The 18,108-nt window shown below is 68.7% G+C and carries 14 protein-coding genes and 4 tRNA genes; 16 read left to right on the top strand and 2 right to left on the bottom strand.

From position 1 onward, the window contains the following. Positions 1–66 precede the first annotated feature (66 nt). Complete coding sequence (locus H9X80_RS07900; RefSeq protein WP_204793796.1) at positions 67–1,209, top strand: glycerate kinase family protein; 1,143 nt, start codon at positions 67–69, stop codon at positions 1,207–1,209. A gap of 440 nt (positions 1,210–1,649) precedes the next feature. Here the strand turns inward: H9X80_RS07900 and H9X80_RS07895 are convergent, their stop codons facing one another. Next, positions 1,650–2,498, bottom strand: a complete 849-nt coding sequence (locus H9X80_RS07895; protein WP_204793795.1) for a spermidine synthase — start codon at positions 2,496–2,498, stop codon at positions 1,650–1,652. Between the two features lie 165 nt (positions 2,499–2,663). Between H9X80_RS07895 and tatA the strand changes: the two genes are divergently transcribed. The 3 genes from tatA (at position 2,664) to lysS (ending at position 5,830) form a co-directional block, all read left to right on the top strand. Continuing rightward, on the top strand, positions 2,664–2,990 hold the full coding sequence (gene tatA, locus H9X80_RS07890; RefSeq protein ID WP_204793794.1) for a twin-arginine translocase TatA/TatE family subunit: 327 nt from the start codon (positions 2,664–2,666) through the stop codon (positions 2,988–2,990). A 44-nt stretch (positions 2,991–3,034) separates the two neighbouring features. Then, on the top strand, positions 3,035–3,514 hold the full coding sequence (gene greA / locus H9X80_RS07885; RefSeq protein WP_204793793.1) for a transcription elongation factor GreA: 480 nt from the start codon (positions 3,035–3,037) through the stop codon (positions 3,512–3,514). 90 nt (positions 3,515–3,604) lie between these two features. Next, positions 3,605–5,830 carry a lysine--tRNA ligase gene (lysS, locus tag H9X80_RS07880; RefSeq protein WP_204793792.1) on the top strand — a complete coding sequence of 742 codons (2,226 nt, stop codon included), beginning with the start codon at positions 3,605–3,607 and terminating at the stop codon, positions 5,828–5,830. A 298-nt stretch (positions 5,831–6,128) separates the two neighbouring features. Here lysS and H9X80_RS07875 read toward each other — a convergent pair whose 3' ends face one another. After that, on the bottom strand, positions 6,129–6,971 hold the full coding sequence (locus H9X80_RS07875; RefSeq protein ID WP_204793791.1) for a hypothetical protein: 843 nt from the start codon (positions 6,969–6,971) through the stop codon (positions 6,129–6,131). A gap of 843 nt (positions 6,972–7,814) precedes the next feature. Between H9X80_RS07875 and H9X80_RS07870 the strand changes: the two genes are divergently transcribed. The 12 genes from H9X80_RS07870 (at position 7,815) to tuf (ending at position 17,879) form a co-directional block, all read left to right on the top strand. Continuing rightward, complete coding sequence (locus H9X80_RS07870) at positions 7,815–10,403, top strand: ATP-dependent Clp protease ATP-binding subunit (RefSeq protein WP_204793790.1); 2,589 nt, start codon at positions 7,815–7,817, stop codon at positions 10,401–10,403. A 71-nt stretch (positions 10,404–10,474) separates the two neighbouring features. Next, positions 10,475–11,554, top strand: a complete 1,080-nt coding sequence (gene disA / locus H9X80_RS07865) for a DNA integrity scanning diadenylate cyclase DisA (protein ID WP_204793789.1) — start codon at positions 10,475–10,477, stop codon at positions 11,552–11,554. A gap of 2 nt (positions 11,555–11,556) precedes the next feature. Beyond that, positions 11,557–12,348 carry a 2-C-methyl-D-erythritol 4-phosphate cytidylyltransferase gene (gene ispD, locus H9X80_RS07860; RefSeq protein ID WP_342590898.1) on the top strand — a complete coding sequence of 264 codons (792 nt, stop codon included), beginning with the start codon at positions 11,557–11,559 and terminating at the stop codon, positions 12,346–12,348. Between the two features lie 42 nt (positions 12,349–12,390). Then, the gene (ispF, locus tag H9X80_RS07855) at positions 12,391–12,873 is read left to right on the top strand and encodes a 2-C-methyl-D-erythritol 2,4-cyclodiphosphate synthase (RefSeq protein ID WP_204793788.1); all 483 of its coding nucleotides are present in this window, start codon (positions 12,391–12,393) and stop codon (positions 12,871–12,873) included. 80 nt (positions 12,874–12,953) lie between these two features. Then, positions 12,954–14,432, top strand: a complete 1,479-nt coding sequence (gene cysS / locus H9X80_RS07850) for a cysteine--tRNA ligase (RefSeq protein ID WP_204793787.1) — start codon at positions 12,954–12,956, stop codon at positions 14,430–14,432. A gap of 2 nt (positions 14,433–14,434) precedes the next feature. Further along, positions 14,435–15,379: a 23S rRNA (guanosine(2251)-2'-O)-methyltransferase RlmB gene (rlmB, locus tag H9X80_RS07845; RefSeq protein WP_204793786.1), complete on the top strand. Its 945-nt coding sequence runs from the start codon at positions 14,435–14,437 to the stop codon at positions 15,377–15,379. Further along, positions 15,372–15,929: an NYN domain-containing protein gene (locus H9X80_RS07840; RefSeq protein ID WP_204793785.1), complete on the top strand. Its 558-nt coding sequence runs from the start codon at positions 15,372–15,374 to the stop codon at positions 15,927–15,929. The genes rlmB and H9X80_RS07840 overlap by 8 nt, the downstream gene beginning before the upstream one ends. 102 nt (positions 15,930–16,031) lie before the next feature. After that, a tRNA-Thr gene (locus H9X80_RS07835) sits at positions 16,032–16,106 on the top strand. A 207-nt stretch (positions 16,107–16,313) separates the two neighbouring features. Then, a tRNA-Tyr gene (locus H9X80_RS07830) sits at positions 16,314–16,397 on the top strand. Between the two features lie 3 nt (positions 16,398–16,400). Continuing rightward, positions 16,401–16,476 (top strand) — tRNA-Thr (locus H9X80_RS07825). Positions 16,477–16,505: 29 nt separating this feature from the next. Then, positions 16,506–16,582: transfer RNA gene (locus H9X80_RS07820), tRNA-Met, on the top strand. Between the two features lie 91 nt (positions 16,583–16,673). Then, positions 16,674–17,879 carry an elongation factor Tu gene (tuf, locus tag H9X80_RS07815; protein ID WP_204793784.1) on the top strand — a complete coding sequence of 402 codons (1,206 nt, stop codon included), beginning with the start codon at positions 16,674–16,676 and terminating at the stop codon, positions 17,877–17,879. Positions 17,880–18,108: the final 229 nt, after the last annotated feature.

The following is an 18,108-nucleotide window of genomic DNA, read 5'->3' as shown; positions in this document are numbered from 1 at the left end:
GAGGAAGCGCGGCGCTGCCCCCGCGCCCCTATACTGTCTGAAACGACCTCGTCGACGGGAGGCACCATGACGGCAGCGCCGCGCTTCCTCTTTGCGTCCGACTCGCTCAAGGGCACGCTCACCTCCGCGGACACCGCGCGCCTGCTGGGGGAGGCCGCGCACCGGCACTTCCCGAGCTGCGCGTGCGAGACCGTCCCGATGGCCGACGGCGGCGAGGGCACGGCGGCCGCGCTCGTGGAAGCCTGCGGCGGGGAGCTGCGACGCGTGCGCGCAAGCGACCCGCTGGGCCGTCCCGTCGAGGCGGCGTACGCCCTGCTTCCCGGCGGGTGCGCCGTCGTGGAGATGGCGGCCGCCTCCGGCCTGCCGCTGCTTTCGCCCGGCGAGAAGAACCCGCTGCTTACGAGCACCTTCGGAACCGGCGAGCTCGTGCGCGCCGCGCTCGACGCCGGCTCGCGGGACGTGACGATAGCCCTGGGCGGCAGCGCCACCAACGACGGTGGGCTGGGCCTTGCGCGGGCGCTCGGTGTGCGCCTGCTGGACGCGGGCGGCCGCGAGCTCGCCGGGCGTGGGGAGGACCTCGCACGTGTGGCGACGCTTGACCTCTCCGGCCTGGACCCGCGCGTGGGGGAGGCCTCCTTCCACCTGATGTGCGACGTGGACAACCCGCTGACCGGGCCGGACGGGGCGAGCGTGGTCTTCGGCCCGCAGAAGGGCGCCACGCCCGAGATAGTGGCGGCGCTCGACGCGGGGATGCGCTCGTATGCGCGCGTGCTCCAGGTGACGTTCGGGCGCGACTTCGACGCCCCGGGGGCGGGCGCGGCCGGCGGGCTCGCCGCGGGCTGCATGGCGTTTCTCGGCGCGCAGGTCGAGAGCGGGGTGTCGCGCGTGCTCGAGCTCACGGGCTTCTCGGCACGGCTCGCGCGGACGGACCTCTGCGTCACGGGCGAGGGTCACGCCGACGCGCAGACCGCGCGCGGCAAGGTCGTGGCCGGCGTGGCGGCGGCGTGCGCCGCGGTGGGGGTGCCCTGCGTGGCCGTGGTCGGGGGTATGGACGTCGGCGCGACGGGCCTGCCGGGCCTGGACGCGGTGGTGCCCACGGCCATCGACGCCATGCCGCTCGACGAGGCGCTCGAGCGCGCCGCGGAGCTCTACGCGCTCGCGGCCGACCGGCTCTTCTCGCTACTCGCACTCGGCGGGCGACTCGGGTAGGCGCGGTGGGGTGGCGGTCCGACGTCCTTCTCGCCCGCGCCACGCGCACGTGCGCCTCTTGGGGCGCCACTCCCCGGGTGTGCCGCGCAGGTGTACCCGGTTGTCCGACGAGCCCCGCACGTGCGCTCCGTAGGCGCGTCCGACCGCCCCGCATGCTTAAGTGCACTCCCCAAGTGCACCGAGACCTCGGTGCACTTGACGCAAAATCCCTAGATTTGGGTGCACTTGACGTCAAAATGCCGCAATCCCGGGTGCACTTAGCGCATGGGAGATTGCTTGCGGGTGCACCTGGCGTATGAGAACAGCTCAGACGGGGGCACCTAACGCATGGGAGGCCCCCGGCGGGTGCACCTGGCGTATGAAGGCCGCTTCGAAGGGCATGCCTGGCCCGCGGCCCGCACTGCCCAGCACTCCAGCGCCCGAGCCCCGCGCCCCGCGCCCTACCGTACCGTGACGGCGCCCTCCGGCATCGCCAGCGTCGCGTCGGTGGCCACTAGCGCGTTGTTGCCGGGCTTCTCCGGCTCGTCCGGCCACTCGGGCACGTACCAGACGTGGGCGAACTCGCGCCCGAAGGCCTCCTCGACCTCGCGCAGCGGCCGCGACCGGCGCCCGGTGCACGCGCAGCGCACGTTGGCCAGGTAGACGCCGCCCGCGGCCAGGTGCTCGCGGATCACGCGCGCGCCCTCGTCGGTTTCAAGCGGGCCGAGCGGCCGGTTCCCGGAGAACGCGTCGTTCACGATCACGTCGTAGGGGTCCTCGGCTGCGTGCAGGAACGCCCACGCGTCGCCGGTCACCAGGCGCAGCCGCCCGTCCTTCTCGGCGCCCGTCCTCTCGAGGCACTCGTCGAGGAAGAAGCGCTCGCGCGCCAGCTGGGTGATTGCGGGGTCCACCTCCACCACGTCCGTCCGCACCGCCGGGACGAACGCGGCCAGGTACTTGGGCAGCGAGTAGCCGCCCCCTCCCATGACCATCACGCGCAGCGGCCGCTCCCGGCTGGCCCCGCGTGCCGCGACGAGCCTCTCGATGACGGCGGCCATCTCGCGGTGGTACACGCACGCCAGCTCGAAGCGCAGGTCCTCGGGCACGTAGCAGGCGCTCTGGAAGGTGCCGTTGACGTTGAGCAGGCGTACGGGCGTGTGGTCGAGGTCCTCCGAGTCAAATACGAGCGTGATGCCGAACTTCGTCCGCAGCATGTCCACGCCGCGTCGGCGCAGCAGCCACGGCAGCGCGGCCAGCACGGCGGTACAGACGACGGTCAGGACAACAAGGCCGATGACGAGCTCCCTCAAGGGTTCCTCCCGGGCTCGGGCGAGTCGCGGCGTCCGGGGCGCCGAACTTCTCGCGTTTGGAGACGTTTAGAGATTGTGAGGTGCGCATAACCTCGGCTATACTAGCTGATGCTGTATTGGGCCTCGGGCCCAGCTTGAGACATCGCATCGGAAGGACACTTCACCATGATTTTAGGATTGGGCCCGCTTGAGCTCGTCGTCATCGTTGTTGTCATCCTGCTGATCTTCGGGCCCAAGAACCTGCCCAAGATCGGCTCCGCCCTCGGCAAGACCGTGAAGAACGTCCGCGAGGGCATGGAGGAGGGCGACGACAAGGACGAGAAGTCCGACAGCCCCATCGAGTCCCATGACGACGTCGAGGTCATCGAGGACGAGGATGACGCCGACGCCCCCGAGGAGGCCTCTTCCGACGCTATCTTCTGCTCCAAGTGCGGCGCCAAGAACGCCGCCGACGCCGAGTTCTGCTCCAAGTGCGGCAACAAGCTCAACTAGTGGTTCGCAGCAGTCAGAGCAGCACGTTTAGGTAGGAGCAGCACATGGACAACGCCAAGAAGATCGAGCTCACCCCCGAGGGCCGCCAGCGCCTTGTCGACGAGCTGGCCCTGCGCGAGGGCGAGAAGCACGAGGAGATCGTCGAGCGCATCAAGGAGGCCCGCGGCTTCGGCGACCTCTCCGAGAACTCCGAGTACGACGCCGCCAAGGAGGAGGAGGCGCGCAACGCCGCGCGCATCAACGAGATTCGCCAGATCCTCTCCCAGGCGGTCATCGTGGAGGCCGGCAGCGGCCGCAACCTCACGGTCTCCATCGGGACCACCGTGGAGCTTGAGGACGAGAAGGGCAAGAAGTCCACGTTCACCATCGTGGGCACCACCGAGACCAATTCCCTCGAGCACAAGATCTCCAACGAGTCCCCCGTGGGCAGCGCCCTGGTGGGCCACAAGAAGGGTGACGAGATCGAGGTCGTCGCGCCCTCCGGCAAAGCGAGGAAGTACACCATTACGGGGATCTCCCGCTAGGACTGGACTTCCTTATCCAAAGCAAGCGAGGCGCCCCGTGTCTGCATGCCAGCAGGTACGGGGCGCATCTGTGAGAAGACAGGAGCAACCATGGCACAAACCACCGCCCAGGGGGCCGCGGCGACCGACGAGCGCACGATGCGCCGCGCCCGCCGCCAGGCGCTTCTCGACGCGGGCGTGAACCCCTACCCCATCCACTCCGAGGTCACCGCGCACGCCGCCGAGCTCGAGGAGCGCTATGTCGAGCTGCCCGACGGGAGCGACACCGAGGACGTGGCGAGCGTCGCCGGTCGTATCCGCGCCCTGCGCAAGCAGGGCAAGGCCGCCTTCATCGTGCTCGAGGACGTGACGGGCTCCATCCAGCTCTTCTGCCGCCACGACGTGCTCGGCGAGAGGGGCTGGGAGCTGCTCTCCCAGCTCGACCTGGGCGACATCCTCGGCGCCACCGGCACCGTCCTGCGCACGCGCCGCGGCCAGCTGTCCGTCTCGCCGACCTCGCTGACGGTGCTCTCCAAGGCGCTGCGCCCGCTGCCCGAGAAGTTCCACGGACTCACCGACCGCGAGGTCCGCTACCGCCAGCGCTACGTCGACCTCATCATGAATCCCGAGGTCCGCGACGTCTTCCGCAAGCGCAGCCAGATCATCTCCCTGATTCGCCGCTACATGGAGGCCGACGGCTACATGGAGGTGGAGACGCCGATGATGCATGCCATTCTCGGCGGCGCCAACGCCAAGCCGTTCGTGACCCACTTCAACGCCCTTGACCGCGACTTCTACCTGCGCATCGCCACCGAGCTGCCGCTCAAGCGCCTCATTGTGGGCGGCATGGAGCGCGTCTTCGAGATCGGCCGCCAGTTCCGCAACGAGGGCATGGACCTCACGCACAACCCCGAGTTCACCTCGATGGAGGCCTACTGCGCCTACTCCGACCTCGAGGGCATGAAGCGCCTCTCCGAGGGCCTCTTCAAGACTATCGCGCGCGAGGTCTGCGGCTGCGAGGAGGGCCACGAGGTCATCACCTACCAGGGCCAGCAGATCGACATGTCCGGCGAGTGGGCCAGCCGCCCGCTCTCCGAGATCGCCTCCGCGTGCGTGGGCGAGCACGTGGACATGGACACCCCGGTGGAGCACCTGCGCGAGCTCTGCGAGAAGAACGGCATCGAGGTGCAGCCCTCCTGGGGTGCCGGCAAGCTCCTCTTTGAGCTCTACGACGAGCTTGGCGAGAAGACCATCGTCAACCCCACCTTCGTCTGCGACTACCCGGAGGAGGTGAGCCCGCTCTCCAAGCGCAAGGAGGAGGACCCGCGCCTTACCGACCGCTTTGAGCTGGTCATCGCCGGCCACGAGTACGCCAACGCCTTCTCCGAGCTCAACGACCCCGTCGACCAGGCGGGCCGCTTTGCCGAGCAGGTGGCCGCCAAGGGTATGGGCGACGACGAGGCCATGGGCTACGACTACGACTACGTGCGCGCCCTCGAGTACGGTATGCCCCCGGCGGGCGGCATCGGCTACGGCATCGACCGCATGATCATGCTCTTCTGCGACCAGCCGGCTATCCGCGACGTGCTGCTCTTCCCGGCCATGAAGCCCGAGACCATCACCCACGCCGACATTCAGGCCCAGGTGGCGGGCGTGGTGACGGACAACGCCGCCGCCTCGGTGGACGCCATCGCCGCGGACGCCGAGAAGGTCTCCGCTGGCTCGGGCGCCACGACGGGGCCGGCCGCGCTCGACGCGGGGCTCACGCGCGACGAGGCGCTGGCCCTTCTCGCCGAGCACAACAAGGAGGAGTTCCACCTGGAGCACGGCTGCACGGTGGGCGGCGTGCTGCGCCAGTTTGCCCTTGAGATGGATCCCGACAACGCCGACTTCTGGGAGGTCGTGGGCATCCTGCACGACCTCGACTGGGAGGAGCGCGGCGACGACCCGACGGGCCACACCACCTACGCTGCCGAGTGGCTGCGCGCGGCCGGCGGCTCCGAGGAGCTGATCCACGCCATCCAGTCCCACAACTCGGACAACAACCCCGACCTGCCGGCGCCCGAGCTGCCGATGGAGAAGGTGCTCTTTGCCGTGGACGAGCTGACGGGTCTCATCGGCGCGGCCGTCATCATGCGGCCGAGCAAGTCCGTGATGGACTTCGAGGTGAAGTCACTCAAGAAGAAGTTCAAGGACAAGCGCTTCGCCGCCGGGTGCGACCGCGACGTCATCCGCAAGGGCGCCGAGCTCTGCGGCTGGGAGCTCGACGAGCTCTTCTCGCGCACCATCGACGCGATGCGCGCCATCGCGCCCGACCGCGACACCTTCGGCAAGTAGCGGCGGGCCGGGGCGGCCCTGCCGCCAAGCGTGCCCCCGGCGAGTGCGGCTGCTGCCCCGCCGCTAGGTGCAACCCGGCAACCGCACTGCCGCCAAGTGCACCCCTCAGGTGCACCCGACCCCGGGTGCACCTGACGTAAAAAGTCCGGTTTTCGGTGCACATAACGTCAAATCAGCAGCGCCCCGGGTGCACTTAACGGGTGCACCCGGGGCGCTGTCACCCAAGACGCCGTTTCGGAAGCGCGGCGGCGTGGTGCCATGTTGCCCAGAAGGTCCCGCGCCCGCCCCCGTTCCGCACTTACCTCCGCGGCGGCAGGAGGTGCGCGATGAGCACCGCCCTCGCCTGTATTACGTCCGGGTCAAGCAGGAGCTCGTTCTTCTCGCGAGCAAATCGATCGTCCTCGTGGAGCGCCATCACCCTTACAAGGCGCGCGAGATAGCGGCCGAGTGCGTGCGTGCTTCGGATGTCTTCGTAGGTTGCCGGGAAGACGCTGTAGCCGCAGCTCTGGTAGTCCTGCACGCGATTGCTGTCCTCGACGTACTCGTCCCCCTCCCCGTGCTTTCCGCCAAGGTACTCGCTGGCGAGCAGGTATTGCGGCCAGTGAAAGTCGGGTCGCATCGCGTGGTGCTTGAGGAGGGGGCGGGCGTGGTCGGGCCATGCGAGCGGGGTGTTCGGGAGCGGCTCGGCAAATTCCGCGCCGCCCATCTGCGCGGAGAGCCGAAAGGCAAACGAGAGCAGCGTCTCATGCGGCGAGCCCGAGTCGTCGCGTGCGAGCGCGGTGGCCTGACGGGCCAGGCGGATTCCGTGAAGACGTGGGGCTTGGGTCAGGAAGGCGTCGAGCTCGGTGCGAGAGCACAGCGAGGACACGTCGTAGGTCGTGGTGCCCCTCCCGGGGTCGATGGGGTCCCGCGCATAGGTCCCACACATCTCCATGGCCAGCGCGGCCAGCCTGATCAGCGCCGCGTCGTGAGAGAAGGCGCCGTCCCGGACGCGACGCTCCATGGAATGAGACATCCTGATGAGGCTCAGCGCCGGCGTCTCCACGAAGAAGCGTGCCTGGCTTCCGACCCCTTCGGCCAGAGGTGCCCCGTCGGTGCGGGCCACCTCCAGGAACGAGTCGTCGGGCGGGTCGCAGAGCATGGCCGATGGATGTACGAAGTCTGACTTGCAGCGTGCCTCTCTTGAGAAGGACAGCACCTGCAGCGGATGCTCGCGAGCTGGCGTCCTCATCTGTTCGGGCAGGGCGGCGCATAGGAGGGGTAGGTCAAGAGAGCATCGGCCTGCCTCCTCGGTGCGGAGGGAGCGTGCGCTACAGGGGATGAGCCGCAGCTCGGGGCTTGTCCGCACGATTCTGAGCAGCCGGAGCGAGTCCTCCTGCGTGAGCACGGCGTTCATACGTCCCCTTCCGCCCTGGGGGATGCCTGACCGCCCCATCGTAGGGAGAGGCGCTTGCTCGTAGCTGCCGGTAACCTTCCGGCTAGCGTCCGACTTGCGTTCGAGTCAGCGAGAAACCGCTGGGTGCGGGGCTTTCTGGGCCGGGGACGTGGTTGGAGGCAGGTTCTTCTCGCCGTGCCGGCCTACGGAATCACCATAGAGGGTGGCTGACGTGCGATGGGCGCTTTCCTAGTGCACTTGGCAAGTGTCATGTGGGGTGTACTCGTCAAGTGCACTCGCCCTCTGCCGGATTTAGCGCCAAGTGCACCCAAAACGGGCCTTTTGGCGTTAGGTGCACTCATGGCGCGGTGCACTTGAGGAGTGCACCCAGCGGAGGGGTGCACTTGGCAGAGAGAGGCTCTCGGAGGGTGCACCTGGTGCAAGAGGGGCGTCGGGCGAGAAAACCGGCGAGAAGAACCGCCGCCCCGCACCCACACGCACCTCCCGCCCCGCACTAGTAACGTTGTGTCACCTAAATGGTTTGCCGGGCCGCCGGGCTGGGTACACTCTACAATTGTGAGAACAGCGACGAGGGAGGGAACCCGACGCATGTTTGAGAAGTTCACTGACAAGGCGCGCAAGGTGATGAGCCTTGCGCAGGACGAGGCCAGAAACCTTGGCCAGATGTACGTGGGCACCGAGCACCTGCTGCTGGCGCTCATCAAGGAGGGCGAGGGCGTGGCGGCCCAGGCGCTCGCCAAGCTCGACGTCACCTACGACGAGACTCTCGCCACCGTGCGCGGGCTCACCCAGAGCGAGAACGAGCCCGTCCCGGGCGGGCACATCCCCTTCACGCCACGCGCCAAGCGCGTGCTGGAGGGCGCCTACCGCGAGACGATGACGCACGGGCAGACCTACATCGCCACCGAGCACCTGCTCCTGGGCATCGTGGCCGAGGGCAACGGCCGCGCCATGGACGCCCTGCGCCAGATGGGCGTCTCCGGCGACGCCGTGCGCAACGCCGTGAACGAGCTCGCCGGCAAGAGCTCCGAGTCCCAGCAGCCCGCGGCGGCCGACGTCCGCATGGCGGGCTTCGGCGGCCCCGGCCCCGCCCAGCAGCAGTCCTCCGAGGACGGCTCGGTGCTGGAGCAGTACGGCCGCAACCTCACCAAGCTCGCCGCGGACGGCAGGCTCGACCCGGTGATCGGTCGTGACCGCGAGATCGAGCGCGTCATGCAGGTCCTGGCGCGCCGCCAGAAGAACAACCCGCTCATCCTCGGCGACCCGGGCGTGGGCAAGACCGCCATCGTGGAGGGCCTCGCCCAGCTCATCGCCAGCGGCAACGTGCCGGACATCCTGCGCGGCAAGCAGATCTGGACGCTCGACCTGGCGAGCCTCGTCGCCGGCTCCAAGTACCGCGGCGAGTTCGAGGAGCGCATGAAGAAGGTCGTGAACGAGCTCGAGGGGTCCAAGGAGGACATCCTCTTCATCGACGAGATCCACACCGTCATCGGCGCGGGCTCGGCCGAGGGCTCCATCGACGCGGCCTCCATCCTGAAGCCGCCCCTCTCGCGCGGCGAGATCCAGGTCATCGGCGCCACCACCGCCGAGGAGTTCCGCAAGCACATCGAGAAGGACTCCGCCTTCGAGCGCCGCTTCCAGCCGGTCAACATCGGCGAGCCCTCTCCGGAGGACACCGTCAAGATCATCGAGGGCCTCAAGGACCGCTACGAGAAGCACCACCACGTGCGCTACACCGACGCGGCCGTCCAGGCTGCCGTGACGCTCTCGAGCCGCTACGTGCAGGACCGCTTCCTGCCGGACAAGGCCATTGACGTGCTCGACGAGGCCGGCGCCCGCACGCGCGTCCACAAGATGTCCCTGCCGCCTGAGATCGCCCAGACCGACGCCGACCTCGCGCGCGTGCGCGACGAGAAGGCGTCCGCGGCGGCGGCCCAGGAGTTCGAGGAGGCCGCCCGCCTGCGCGACGAGGAGAAGGCGCTCGTGGCCCGTCGCGACGAGCTCGAGGCCGCCTGGCGCGAGCGGCTTGCCGCCAACGTGGTGACCGTGGACGAGGACGACATCGCCGACGTGGTGTCCTCCATGACCGGCGTGCCCGTCTCCAGCCTCACCGAGGCCGAGGCCTCCAAGCTGCTGCGCTGCGAGGACGTGCTGCACCAGCGCGTGGTGGGCCAGGACGAGGCCGTGACCAAGGTGGCCCGCGCCATCCGTCGCAGCCGCTCCCCGCTCAAGGACCCGCGCCGCCCCGGCGGCTCGTTCATCTTCCTGGGCCCCTCGGGCGTGGGCAAGACCGAGCTCGCCAAGGCGCTCGCGGAGTTCCTCTTCGGCTCCGAGGACGCGCTGATCAGCTTCGACATGTCCGAGTTCATGGAGAAGCACACCGTCTCCAAGCTCGTCGGCGCCCCTCCCGGATACGTCGGCTACGACGAGGGCGGCGAGCTCACCAAGGCCGTCCGGCGTCGCCCGTACTCGGTGGTGCTCTTTGACGAGGTCGAGAAGGCGCACCCCGACGTGTTCAACGTCCTGCTCCAGATCCTGGAGGAGGGCCGCCTCACGGACGGCCAGGGCCGCCACGTCGACTTCTCCAACACGGTCATCATCATGACGTCCAACATCGGCGCGCGCGACATCGCGCAGACCACCACGATGGGCTTCTCGGCCCAGGGCGCCGGCGGCCTCTCCGACAAGGAGATCGAGAGCCGCGTGATGTCCGAGCTCAAGAAGCACTTCCGCCCGGAGTTCCTGAACCGCGTGGACGAGGTCGTGGTGTTCAAGTCCCTCACCCCCGAGCAGCTCCGCGGCATCGTGGAGCTCATGGTGGCGGACCTGCGCGAGCGCCTCATCGCCCAGGGCATGTCCATCGAGCTCACGGACGCCGCGCGCGACTTCGTGGCCAAGGAGGGCGCCGACCCCGTCTACGGCGCGCGCCCGCTGCGTCGCGCCATCCAGACGCTCGTTGAGGACCCGCTCTCCGAGGAACTGCTGCAGAACCTCTGGCACCGCGGCGAGATCATTCGCGTAGACGAGAAGGACGGCAGGCTCGTCTTCGAGCACGCCGTCGGCGAGATTCCCGCGCCGCGCCGCCGCGAGCACCTCTCGTCGCCGGACCTCTCCCTGCGGCCGGAGGGCCGTCCAAGCGTCGCGGACGCGGGCGGGCTTCTGACGGCGGGGGAGTAGCCGCTATACTCAGACCGTAGGGAGCGCCGGCCCGCCCCGCGCGGGCCGGCACGCGACGGAGGTGCCCCATCATGAATGCGTCCCAGTTCGAGACCAGCAGCTCAAAGCGTGGCCAGCGCCTTGACGACGCCATCCGCAAGACGGCGCCCGGCACCCCGCTGCGCACCGCGCTCGACATGATCCTGGCGGGGCACCTCGGTGCGCTCGTGTGCGTGGGCGACACCGAGAACGTGCTCGCCGCCGGCGACGACGGCTTCCGCCTGGATGTGTCGTTCACCGCCAACCGCCTCTTCGAGCTCTGCAAGATGGACGGCGCCGTGGTGATCGACCGCGACCTCACCAAGATCCTGCGCGCCAACTACCACCTCAACCCGGACCCGTCGCTGCCCACCTCCGAGACGGGCACGCGCCACCGCACGGCGGCGCGGATGAGCCTGCTCACCAAGGCGATGGTCATCTCCGTCTCCTCGCGCCGCTCCGTGGTGAACGTCTACGTTGACGGGCAGGGCTACGAGCTCAAGAGCGTCAGCGACCTTCTCGCCACGGTCAACCAGCTCACGGTGGCCATGCAGAACACGCGCTCCCAGCTGGACCGGCGCCTTCTGCACCTCACGAGCCTGGAGCTGGACAACTGCGTGACCCTCGGGGACATCGCGGACATCCTCTACCTCTTCGAGGTTCTCATGACCGCCGGTGAGGAGCTGGACGACTGCATCATCCAGCTCGGCCGCGAGGGCAAGACCACCAAGATGCAGCGCGAGGAGTACCTCGCGGGCATGGACGAGGCCTACAACCTCATGATTCGCGACTACGCCGTGGACTCCTCAGAGGACGCCGCGCGCGCCATCCGCAAGCGCCTTCACGACACCGCCAACACCCAGCTGCGCTCCGCGAAGTACGTGGCGCGCCTGCTCGGCTATACCGACGACCGTGGCGAGGACTCCATCATGACCCCGCTCGGCCTGCGCACGCTCTCCCGCGTGCCGGTGGTGCGCGACGGCATGGCTGACAAGATCGTGGACGAGTATGGCTCGCTCCAGGAGGTGCTCGAGGCCGTGGATGACGACCCGTCGCGTCTCGGCGAGATCGGCGTCAAGAACCCCGGCGTGCTCGCCAACAGCCTGCACCGCATGTGGGGCAAGGGGGAGTAGCGGTGGCCGCCGCGGGCGATCCCGGCGCGACCGGGCTGCCGACGCCGTGCCCCTGCGCCTGTGCCGAGCGCGTCGGCTCCGTTGCCGACGCCGCCGACACCTGCGCGCTCATCGTTGCCGGCGGCTCCGGGGAGCGCTTCGGGGACCCGCGCGGCAAGCAGTTCGTGGAGCTCTGCGGCCTTCCGCTCATGAGCTGGTCAATCCTGGCCTTTGACCACGCGCCGTCCGTGGCGCGCATCGTGGTGGTGTGCGCCCCCGACCGCGTCCTCGAGGTTGAGAAGGACGTGCTCGCGCCGCTGACCCTCAGGAAGCCGGTGGCCCTCGCCCCGTCCGGGGCGACGCGCCAGGACTCCGTGCGCTCGGGGCTCGCCGCCGTCCCGCGAGACCTCGAGTTCGTCGCGGTGCACGACGCCGCGCGCCCGCTCATCGAGGTGGAGCTCATCGAGCGCGCCATCGCCACCGTGCGCGGGGACGCCACGCTCTCCGGGGCCATTCTCGCCGCGCGCTCCGTCGACACGCTCAAGCTGGTGGAGGGCGACACGATCATCGCCACGCCGGACCGCTCGTTCTACTGGTGCGCGCAGACGCCGCAGGTGTTCCGCACGGCCAAGCTCTCGGCCGCGCACCGCTCCGCCGCGCGCGAGGAGTACCAGGGGACCGACGACGCCTCGCTGGTGGAGCGGATCGGCGGCAAGGTGCGCGTGGTCGAGGCCCCGCGCGACAACATCAAGGTCACGGTGCCCGAGGACCTCGCCATCGCCGAGGCTGCGCTCGAGCAGAGACTGCTTTCGTGATGAGGCGCGCCGCGACCGCCCGACCGAAGGGGGCCGTCTGACATGCTGCGCATCGGACACGGCTTTGACGTGCACGCGTTCGCCGAGGGGCGCAGGCTGATCCTGGGCGGCGTCCACGTGCCCTGCGAGCGCGGGCTGGCGGGCCACTCTGACGCCGACGTGGCCGCGCACGCCGTGATGGACGCGGTGCTCGGCGCGCTGCGCGAGGGCGACATCGGCAAGCTCTTCCCGGACACCGACCCCGCCTACGAGGGCGCCGACTCGCTCGGCCTCATGCGCAGGGTGGCGGAGCTGGTGCGCGAGCGCGGCTGGCGCGTGGCGGACGTGGACTGCACCATCGCCGCGCAGGCTCCCAGGCTCGCGCCGTACCGCGAGGAGATGCGCGCGCGGATGGCGGCCGCGCTCGGCGTGGGCGTGGAGAGCGTGGGCGTGAAGGCCACCACCACCGAGCGCCTCGGCTTCGTGGGCCGCGAGGAGGGCATCGCCGCCTGGGCCGTCGCCCTGCTCGAGCGCCCGGAGGCGTAGCGGAGGCGGGTTCTTCTCGCCGGCCGGCGTATACTGGTCGGACGTACGATTCAGCCCCGACAGACGCCAAGGAGCGCACCATGCTCGTCTATAACAGCCAGACGCACAAGAAGGAGGAGCTCGTCCCCATCGAGGAGGGCAAGATCCGCATGTACGTCTGCGGCCCCACCGTCTACGACCAGATCCACATCGGCAACGCGCGCACGTTCCTCGCGTTCGACGTGATTCGTCGCTACCTCATGTACAAGGGCTACCAGGTCACCTTTGCCCAGAACCTCACCGACGTGGACGACAAGATCATCAACCGCGCCAACGAGCAGGGTCGCAGCGCCGCCGAGGTCGCCGAGGAGTGCTCGGCCGCCTTCATCGAGCAGATGCACCGCTTCGGCGTGCTCGACCCGGACATCCGCCCGCGGGCCACGCACGAGATCGCGGCCATGCAGGAGATGATCTCCACCCTCATCGAGCGCGGCCACGCCTACCCGGTGCCCTCCGGCGACGTCTACTTCTCCGTGCGCTCGGATCCGAGCTACGGCATCCTGTCCGGCCGCGACCTCGACCAGATGCGCGCCGGCGAGCGCGTGGAGGTCAATGACGAGAAGCGCGACCCGTTTGACTTCGCCCTCTGGAAGGCGGCCAAGCCCGGAGAGCCGAGCTGGCCCTCCCCGTGGGGCGACGGCCGCCCCGGCTGGCACACCGAGTGCTGCGCGATGATCCACCGCTACCTCGGCTGCCCGATCGACATCCACGGCGGCGGCGCCGACCTCATCTTCCCGCACCACGAGAACGAGACCGCCCAGGCCATGTGCGCCTGGGACAGCGCGCTCGCCAACACCTGGATGCACACGGGCATGCTGCGCGTGGACGGCGAGAAGATGTCCAAGAGCCTCGGCAACTTCTACACGCTCAAGGAGGTGCTCGACCGCTACCCGGCCGACGCCGTGCGCCTGCTCATGCTGCAGACCCACTACCGCGCCCCGCTTGACTTCTCCTTCGAGCGCCTCGACGGCGTCGCCGGCACGCTCGAGCGCCTGCAGACCTGCGCGCGCAACCTGCGCTGGGCCGCCGAGCGCTCCCCGCAGGACGGCGAGCTCAACGCCGCCGACCGTGCCCTCGGCCGCGCCATCGACGAGGCGCGCGAGGAGTTCTGCCGCCAGATGGACGACGACTTCAACACCGCCGGCGGGCTTGCCGCGATCTTCGGCCTGGTGACGGCCGCCAACACCTACCTGGCCGACGCCGCCGACGACACCTCCACCGCCGTGTGCCTGCGCGCCGCCGACATGCTCTGCGAGCTTGCGGGCGTCATGGGCATCGAGCTCTCCCGCTCGGCCGGCGACGACGACCTGCCCGCCGGGCTCATCGACCTCGCGCGCGAGCACGCCGGCTACGAGGGCGCCTCCGCCGCCGAGGCGGCCGACGTCCTGCTTGCCGCCCGGCAGGAGGCCCGCTCCCAGAAGAACTGGGCGCTCGCCGACGCCATCCGCGACGGAATCACCGCGCTGGGCCTGGTGGTCGAGGACACGGCCTCCGGCGCCCGCCTCCACCGCAAGGAGTAGCCATGGCCAAGGGTCAGTCCAGAACCCCCGGGCGCGACGTCCGCGGCGGCAAAGGCAGGGGCGCGCGCCCCGGAGCCTCCGGCGGCGCTCGTGCCGGCAGGTCCTTCCACGGCGAGAAGAACCGTGGCCCCCGCGGCTCCGCCCCGCGCCCTGCCGGACGCCCCCAGCGTCCCCAACGCGACCGAAGCGACCTCATCGAAGGAAGGCGTGCCGTCGAGGAAGCGCTCTCCTGCGGCGTTCCGCTGAGAAGCGCCCTGGTGCAGGAGCGCTCCGGCGAGCGCGACCAGGCGCTCGAGTGCATAGCCGCGCGGCTTGAGGAGGCCGGCGTGACGGTGGAGCGCGTGCCGCGCTCCCGCCTCGACGCGCTCTCCAGCCACGGTGCCCACCAGGGCGTGGTTGTGCGGACGCGCCCGTTTGCCTACGCCGAGCTCTCGGACGTCATCTCAGCCGCCGGGGACGGGGATGCCCTCGTGGTGGTGCTGGACCACGTTACCGACCAGGGAAACTTTGGAGCCATCGTCCGCACGGCCGAGGTCGTGGGCGCGGCGGGCGTGGTGGTGGCCAAGGCCAGGAGCGCCTCGGTGGGCGTGGGCGCCTACAAGACCTCCGCGGGCGCCGTCATGCACATTCCCATCGCGCAGGTTCCCAACCTCGCGCGCGCCATCGAGCAGCTCAAGCAGGCGGGGTTCTGGGCCTGCGCCGCAACCGAGCACGCCGAGCAGGACGTCTGGCACGCCCCCATGGGCGGCAGGCTCGCCCTGGTGATGGGCTCCGAGGGCGAGGGCATCTCGCGCCTGGTGGCCGAGAAGTGCGACTTTGCATGCCGCCTGCCCCAGCGAGGCCGGGTGGAGTCGCTTAACGTGGCCCAGGCCACGACGGTGCTCTGCTACGAGTGGCTGCGACGCGTGGAGGCGGCGGCCGACCCCGGGACGGGCGCCGATGCCTAGGCCGCGCGTCGCCAAGGAGTCTGAGCCGCGCGAGCTTCTCGTGGTGGACGGCTACAACGTGATCTACAAGTCCAAGCGCTACCTCGCCCGCATGGACGAGACCGACGAGGGGGACCCCTTCGAGCAGGCGCGCGAGCTGCTGATCGCGGACGTTGCGGCCTATGCCAAGAGGCGCTACCGTCCCATCATCGTCTTTGATGCGGCGGGCAACGTCTCCCCGGAGCGCCCCGACCTCTCCAAGGCGGGCGTGCGGCTGGTCTTCTCCCAGACGGGGGAGTCGGCCGACTCGGTGATCGAGCGGCTGGTGACCGAGGCGCGCCTGAGGCCCGAGGCCGTCACGGTGGTGACCTCGGACAACACGATCAGGGCAACGGTGGGCGGCGTGCCCGTGACGCGCGTCTCCAGCGACGTGCTCGTGACCAACATGGACGCGCTCTGGGTGGAGTACCGGAGGGAAAACGACGAGCGCCAGACCCAGCACATGCGCCTGGAGGACCGCATAGACCCGGCGTCGCGCGAGAAGCTCTGGCGGATGCTGCGCGGGGAATGACCGCAAGGGCGGGCAGGCTGGGACGCTCGCCGACGCCCAATTTGCCCCCGTCCCCGTCTGGGCCACCCTCGGGCCGGCCTTTCCGGTATCATGTACGGGCACGCCGGCATGGCTCAATGGCAGAGCAACGGTTTTGTAAACCGTGGGTTGGGGGTTCGACTCCCTCTGCCGGCTCCAGGATTAATTTTGGGCCGCGGGCTTCAGACCCGCGGCCCGTTCTATTTCAAAGCGCAAAAAACGACCGGTTTCACCTGCGGTTGTGTACGTCTCGTGAGAATGGATACGCCCGGGGCCGGGGTATACGTTGACAAGTTTTTCCCCACGACGTAATCTATCATCCGCTTGCGAGGGAGAAAGCGCTTCGCGAGTGGCTGAAAACGGAATGGGGATGTGGCACAGCGGCAACTGCGGCGGACTGTAAATCCGCTCCCTCTGGGTTCCTTGGTTCGAGTCCAAGCATCCCCACCATTCGCCCGTGTAGCTCAGTAGGTAGAGCACTTCGTTGGTAACGAAGAGGTCACCGGTTCGAATCCGGTCGCGGGCTCCATTTCCGCCTCTTCAGTCGCAAGGCACCATGCCGGTGTAGCTCAGTTGGTTAGAGCACGCGGCTCATACCCGCGATGTCACTGGTTCGAGTCCAGTCACCGGTACCAGAGTTCTTAGCGGCGCCTCGGCGCCGCTTGGCATAAGAACGCAGTTGTTAGCGGATTGGCCGCAAGGTCGGTTCCAAAAGGAGGATGGCACATGGCCAAGGAGAAGTTCGATCGTTCCAAGCCGCACGTAAACATCGGTACCATTGGTCACGTCGACCACGGCAAGACCACGCTGACCGCGGCCATCACCAAGGTCCTCTCCGAGCAGGAGGGCTGCAAGGCTGACTTCACCGCCTTCGAGAACATCGACAAGGCTCCCGAGGAGCGTCAGCGCGGCATCACCATTAACGTTGCCCACATTGAGTACGAGACCTGGGAGCGCCACTACGCTCACGTCGACTGCCCGGGCCACGCCGACTACATCAAGAACATGATTTCCGGCGCTGCTCAGATGGATGGTGCCATCCTCGTCATCGCCGCCACCGACGGCCCCATGGCCCAGACCCGCGAGCACATCCTGCTCGCCCGTCAGGTCGGCGTCCCCTACATCGTCGTGTTCCTGAACAAGTGCGACATGGTTGACGATGAGGAGCTCATCGACCTCGTCGAGATGGAGACCCGTGACCTTCTCTCCGAGTACGACTTCCCGGGTGACGACCTGCCGATCATCCGCGGCTCCGCTCTCGGCGCCCTCAACGGCGAGGAGAAGTGGGTGAACTCCGTCGTGGAGCTCATGCACACCGTCGACTCCTACATCCCGACCCCGCCGCGCGACAACGACAAGCCGTTCCTGATGGCCATCGAGGACGTCATGACCATCTCCGGCCGCGGCACCGTCGCCACCGGCCGTGTCGAGCGTGGCGAGCTCAAGCTCAACGAGCCGGTCGAGATCATCGGCATCCGCGAGAAGCAGACCTCCGTTGCCACCGGCATCGAGATGTTCCGCAAGACCATGGACTTCTGCGAGGCTGGCGATAACGTCGGCATCCTCCTGCGCGGCATCAAGCGCGAGGACATCGAGCGCGGCCAGGTCATCTGCAAGCCGGGCTCCGTCGAGCCGCACCACAAGTTCACCGGCGAGATCTACGTCCTCACCAAGGAGGAGGGCGGCCGTCACACGCCGTTCTTCGCCGGCTACCGTCCGCAGTTCTACTTCCGCACCACCGACATCACTGGTGACATCCAGGAGCTCACCGACTCCAACGGCACCAAGGTTGAGATGGCCATGCCGGGCGACCACGTGACCATCACCGCTGAGCTCATCCACGCCATCGCCATGGAGCAGGGCGACAAGTTCGCTATCCGCGAGGGTGGCCACACCGTCGGCGACGGCCGCGTCTCCACCATCATCGAGTAGCTTATTCTCAAGTGACTCGCAGGGCCCGGCGCCACATGGCGTCGGGCCCTTTCTACGTCATGGCGTGCCAGTGCGTCTGTGCTTCCTTCGGGCGGCCGACGAGCTACGGAGGAGGGGCGTAGGTCGCCCGTCCTTCTCGCCTCTCTTGTACATTTTGTGAGCAAGCGGATGCGATACAGATTGCCTTGACAAAGTACGATAGGCGGTGGTAGCGTATACCACCGCGTCA

The sequence above is a fragment of the Olsenella profusa genome, assembly GCF_016900315.1.
Taxonomy (GTDB): Bacteria; Actinomycetota; Coriobacteriia; order Coriobacteriales; family Atopobiaceae; genus Thermophilibacter; species Thermophilibacter profusus_A.
The sequence above is the reverse complement of the archived record's forward strand: the minus strand, read 5'-3'. Positions and strand labels throughout refer to the sequence as shown.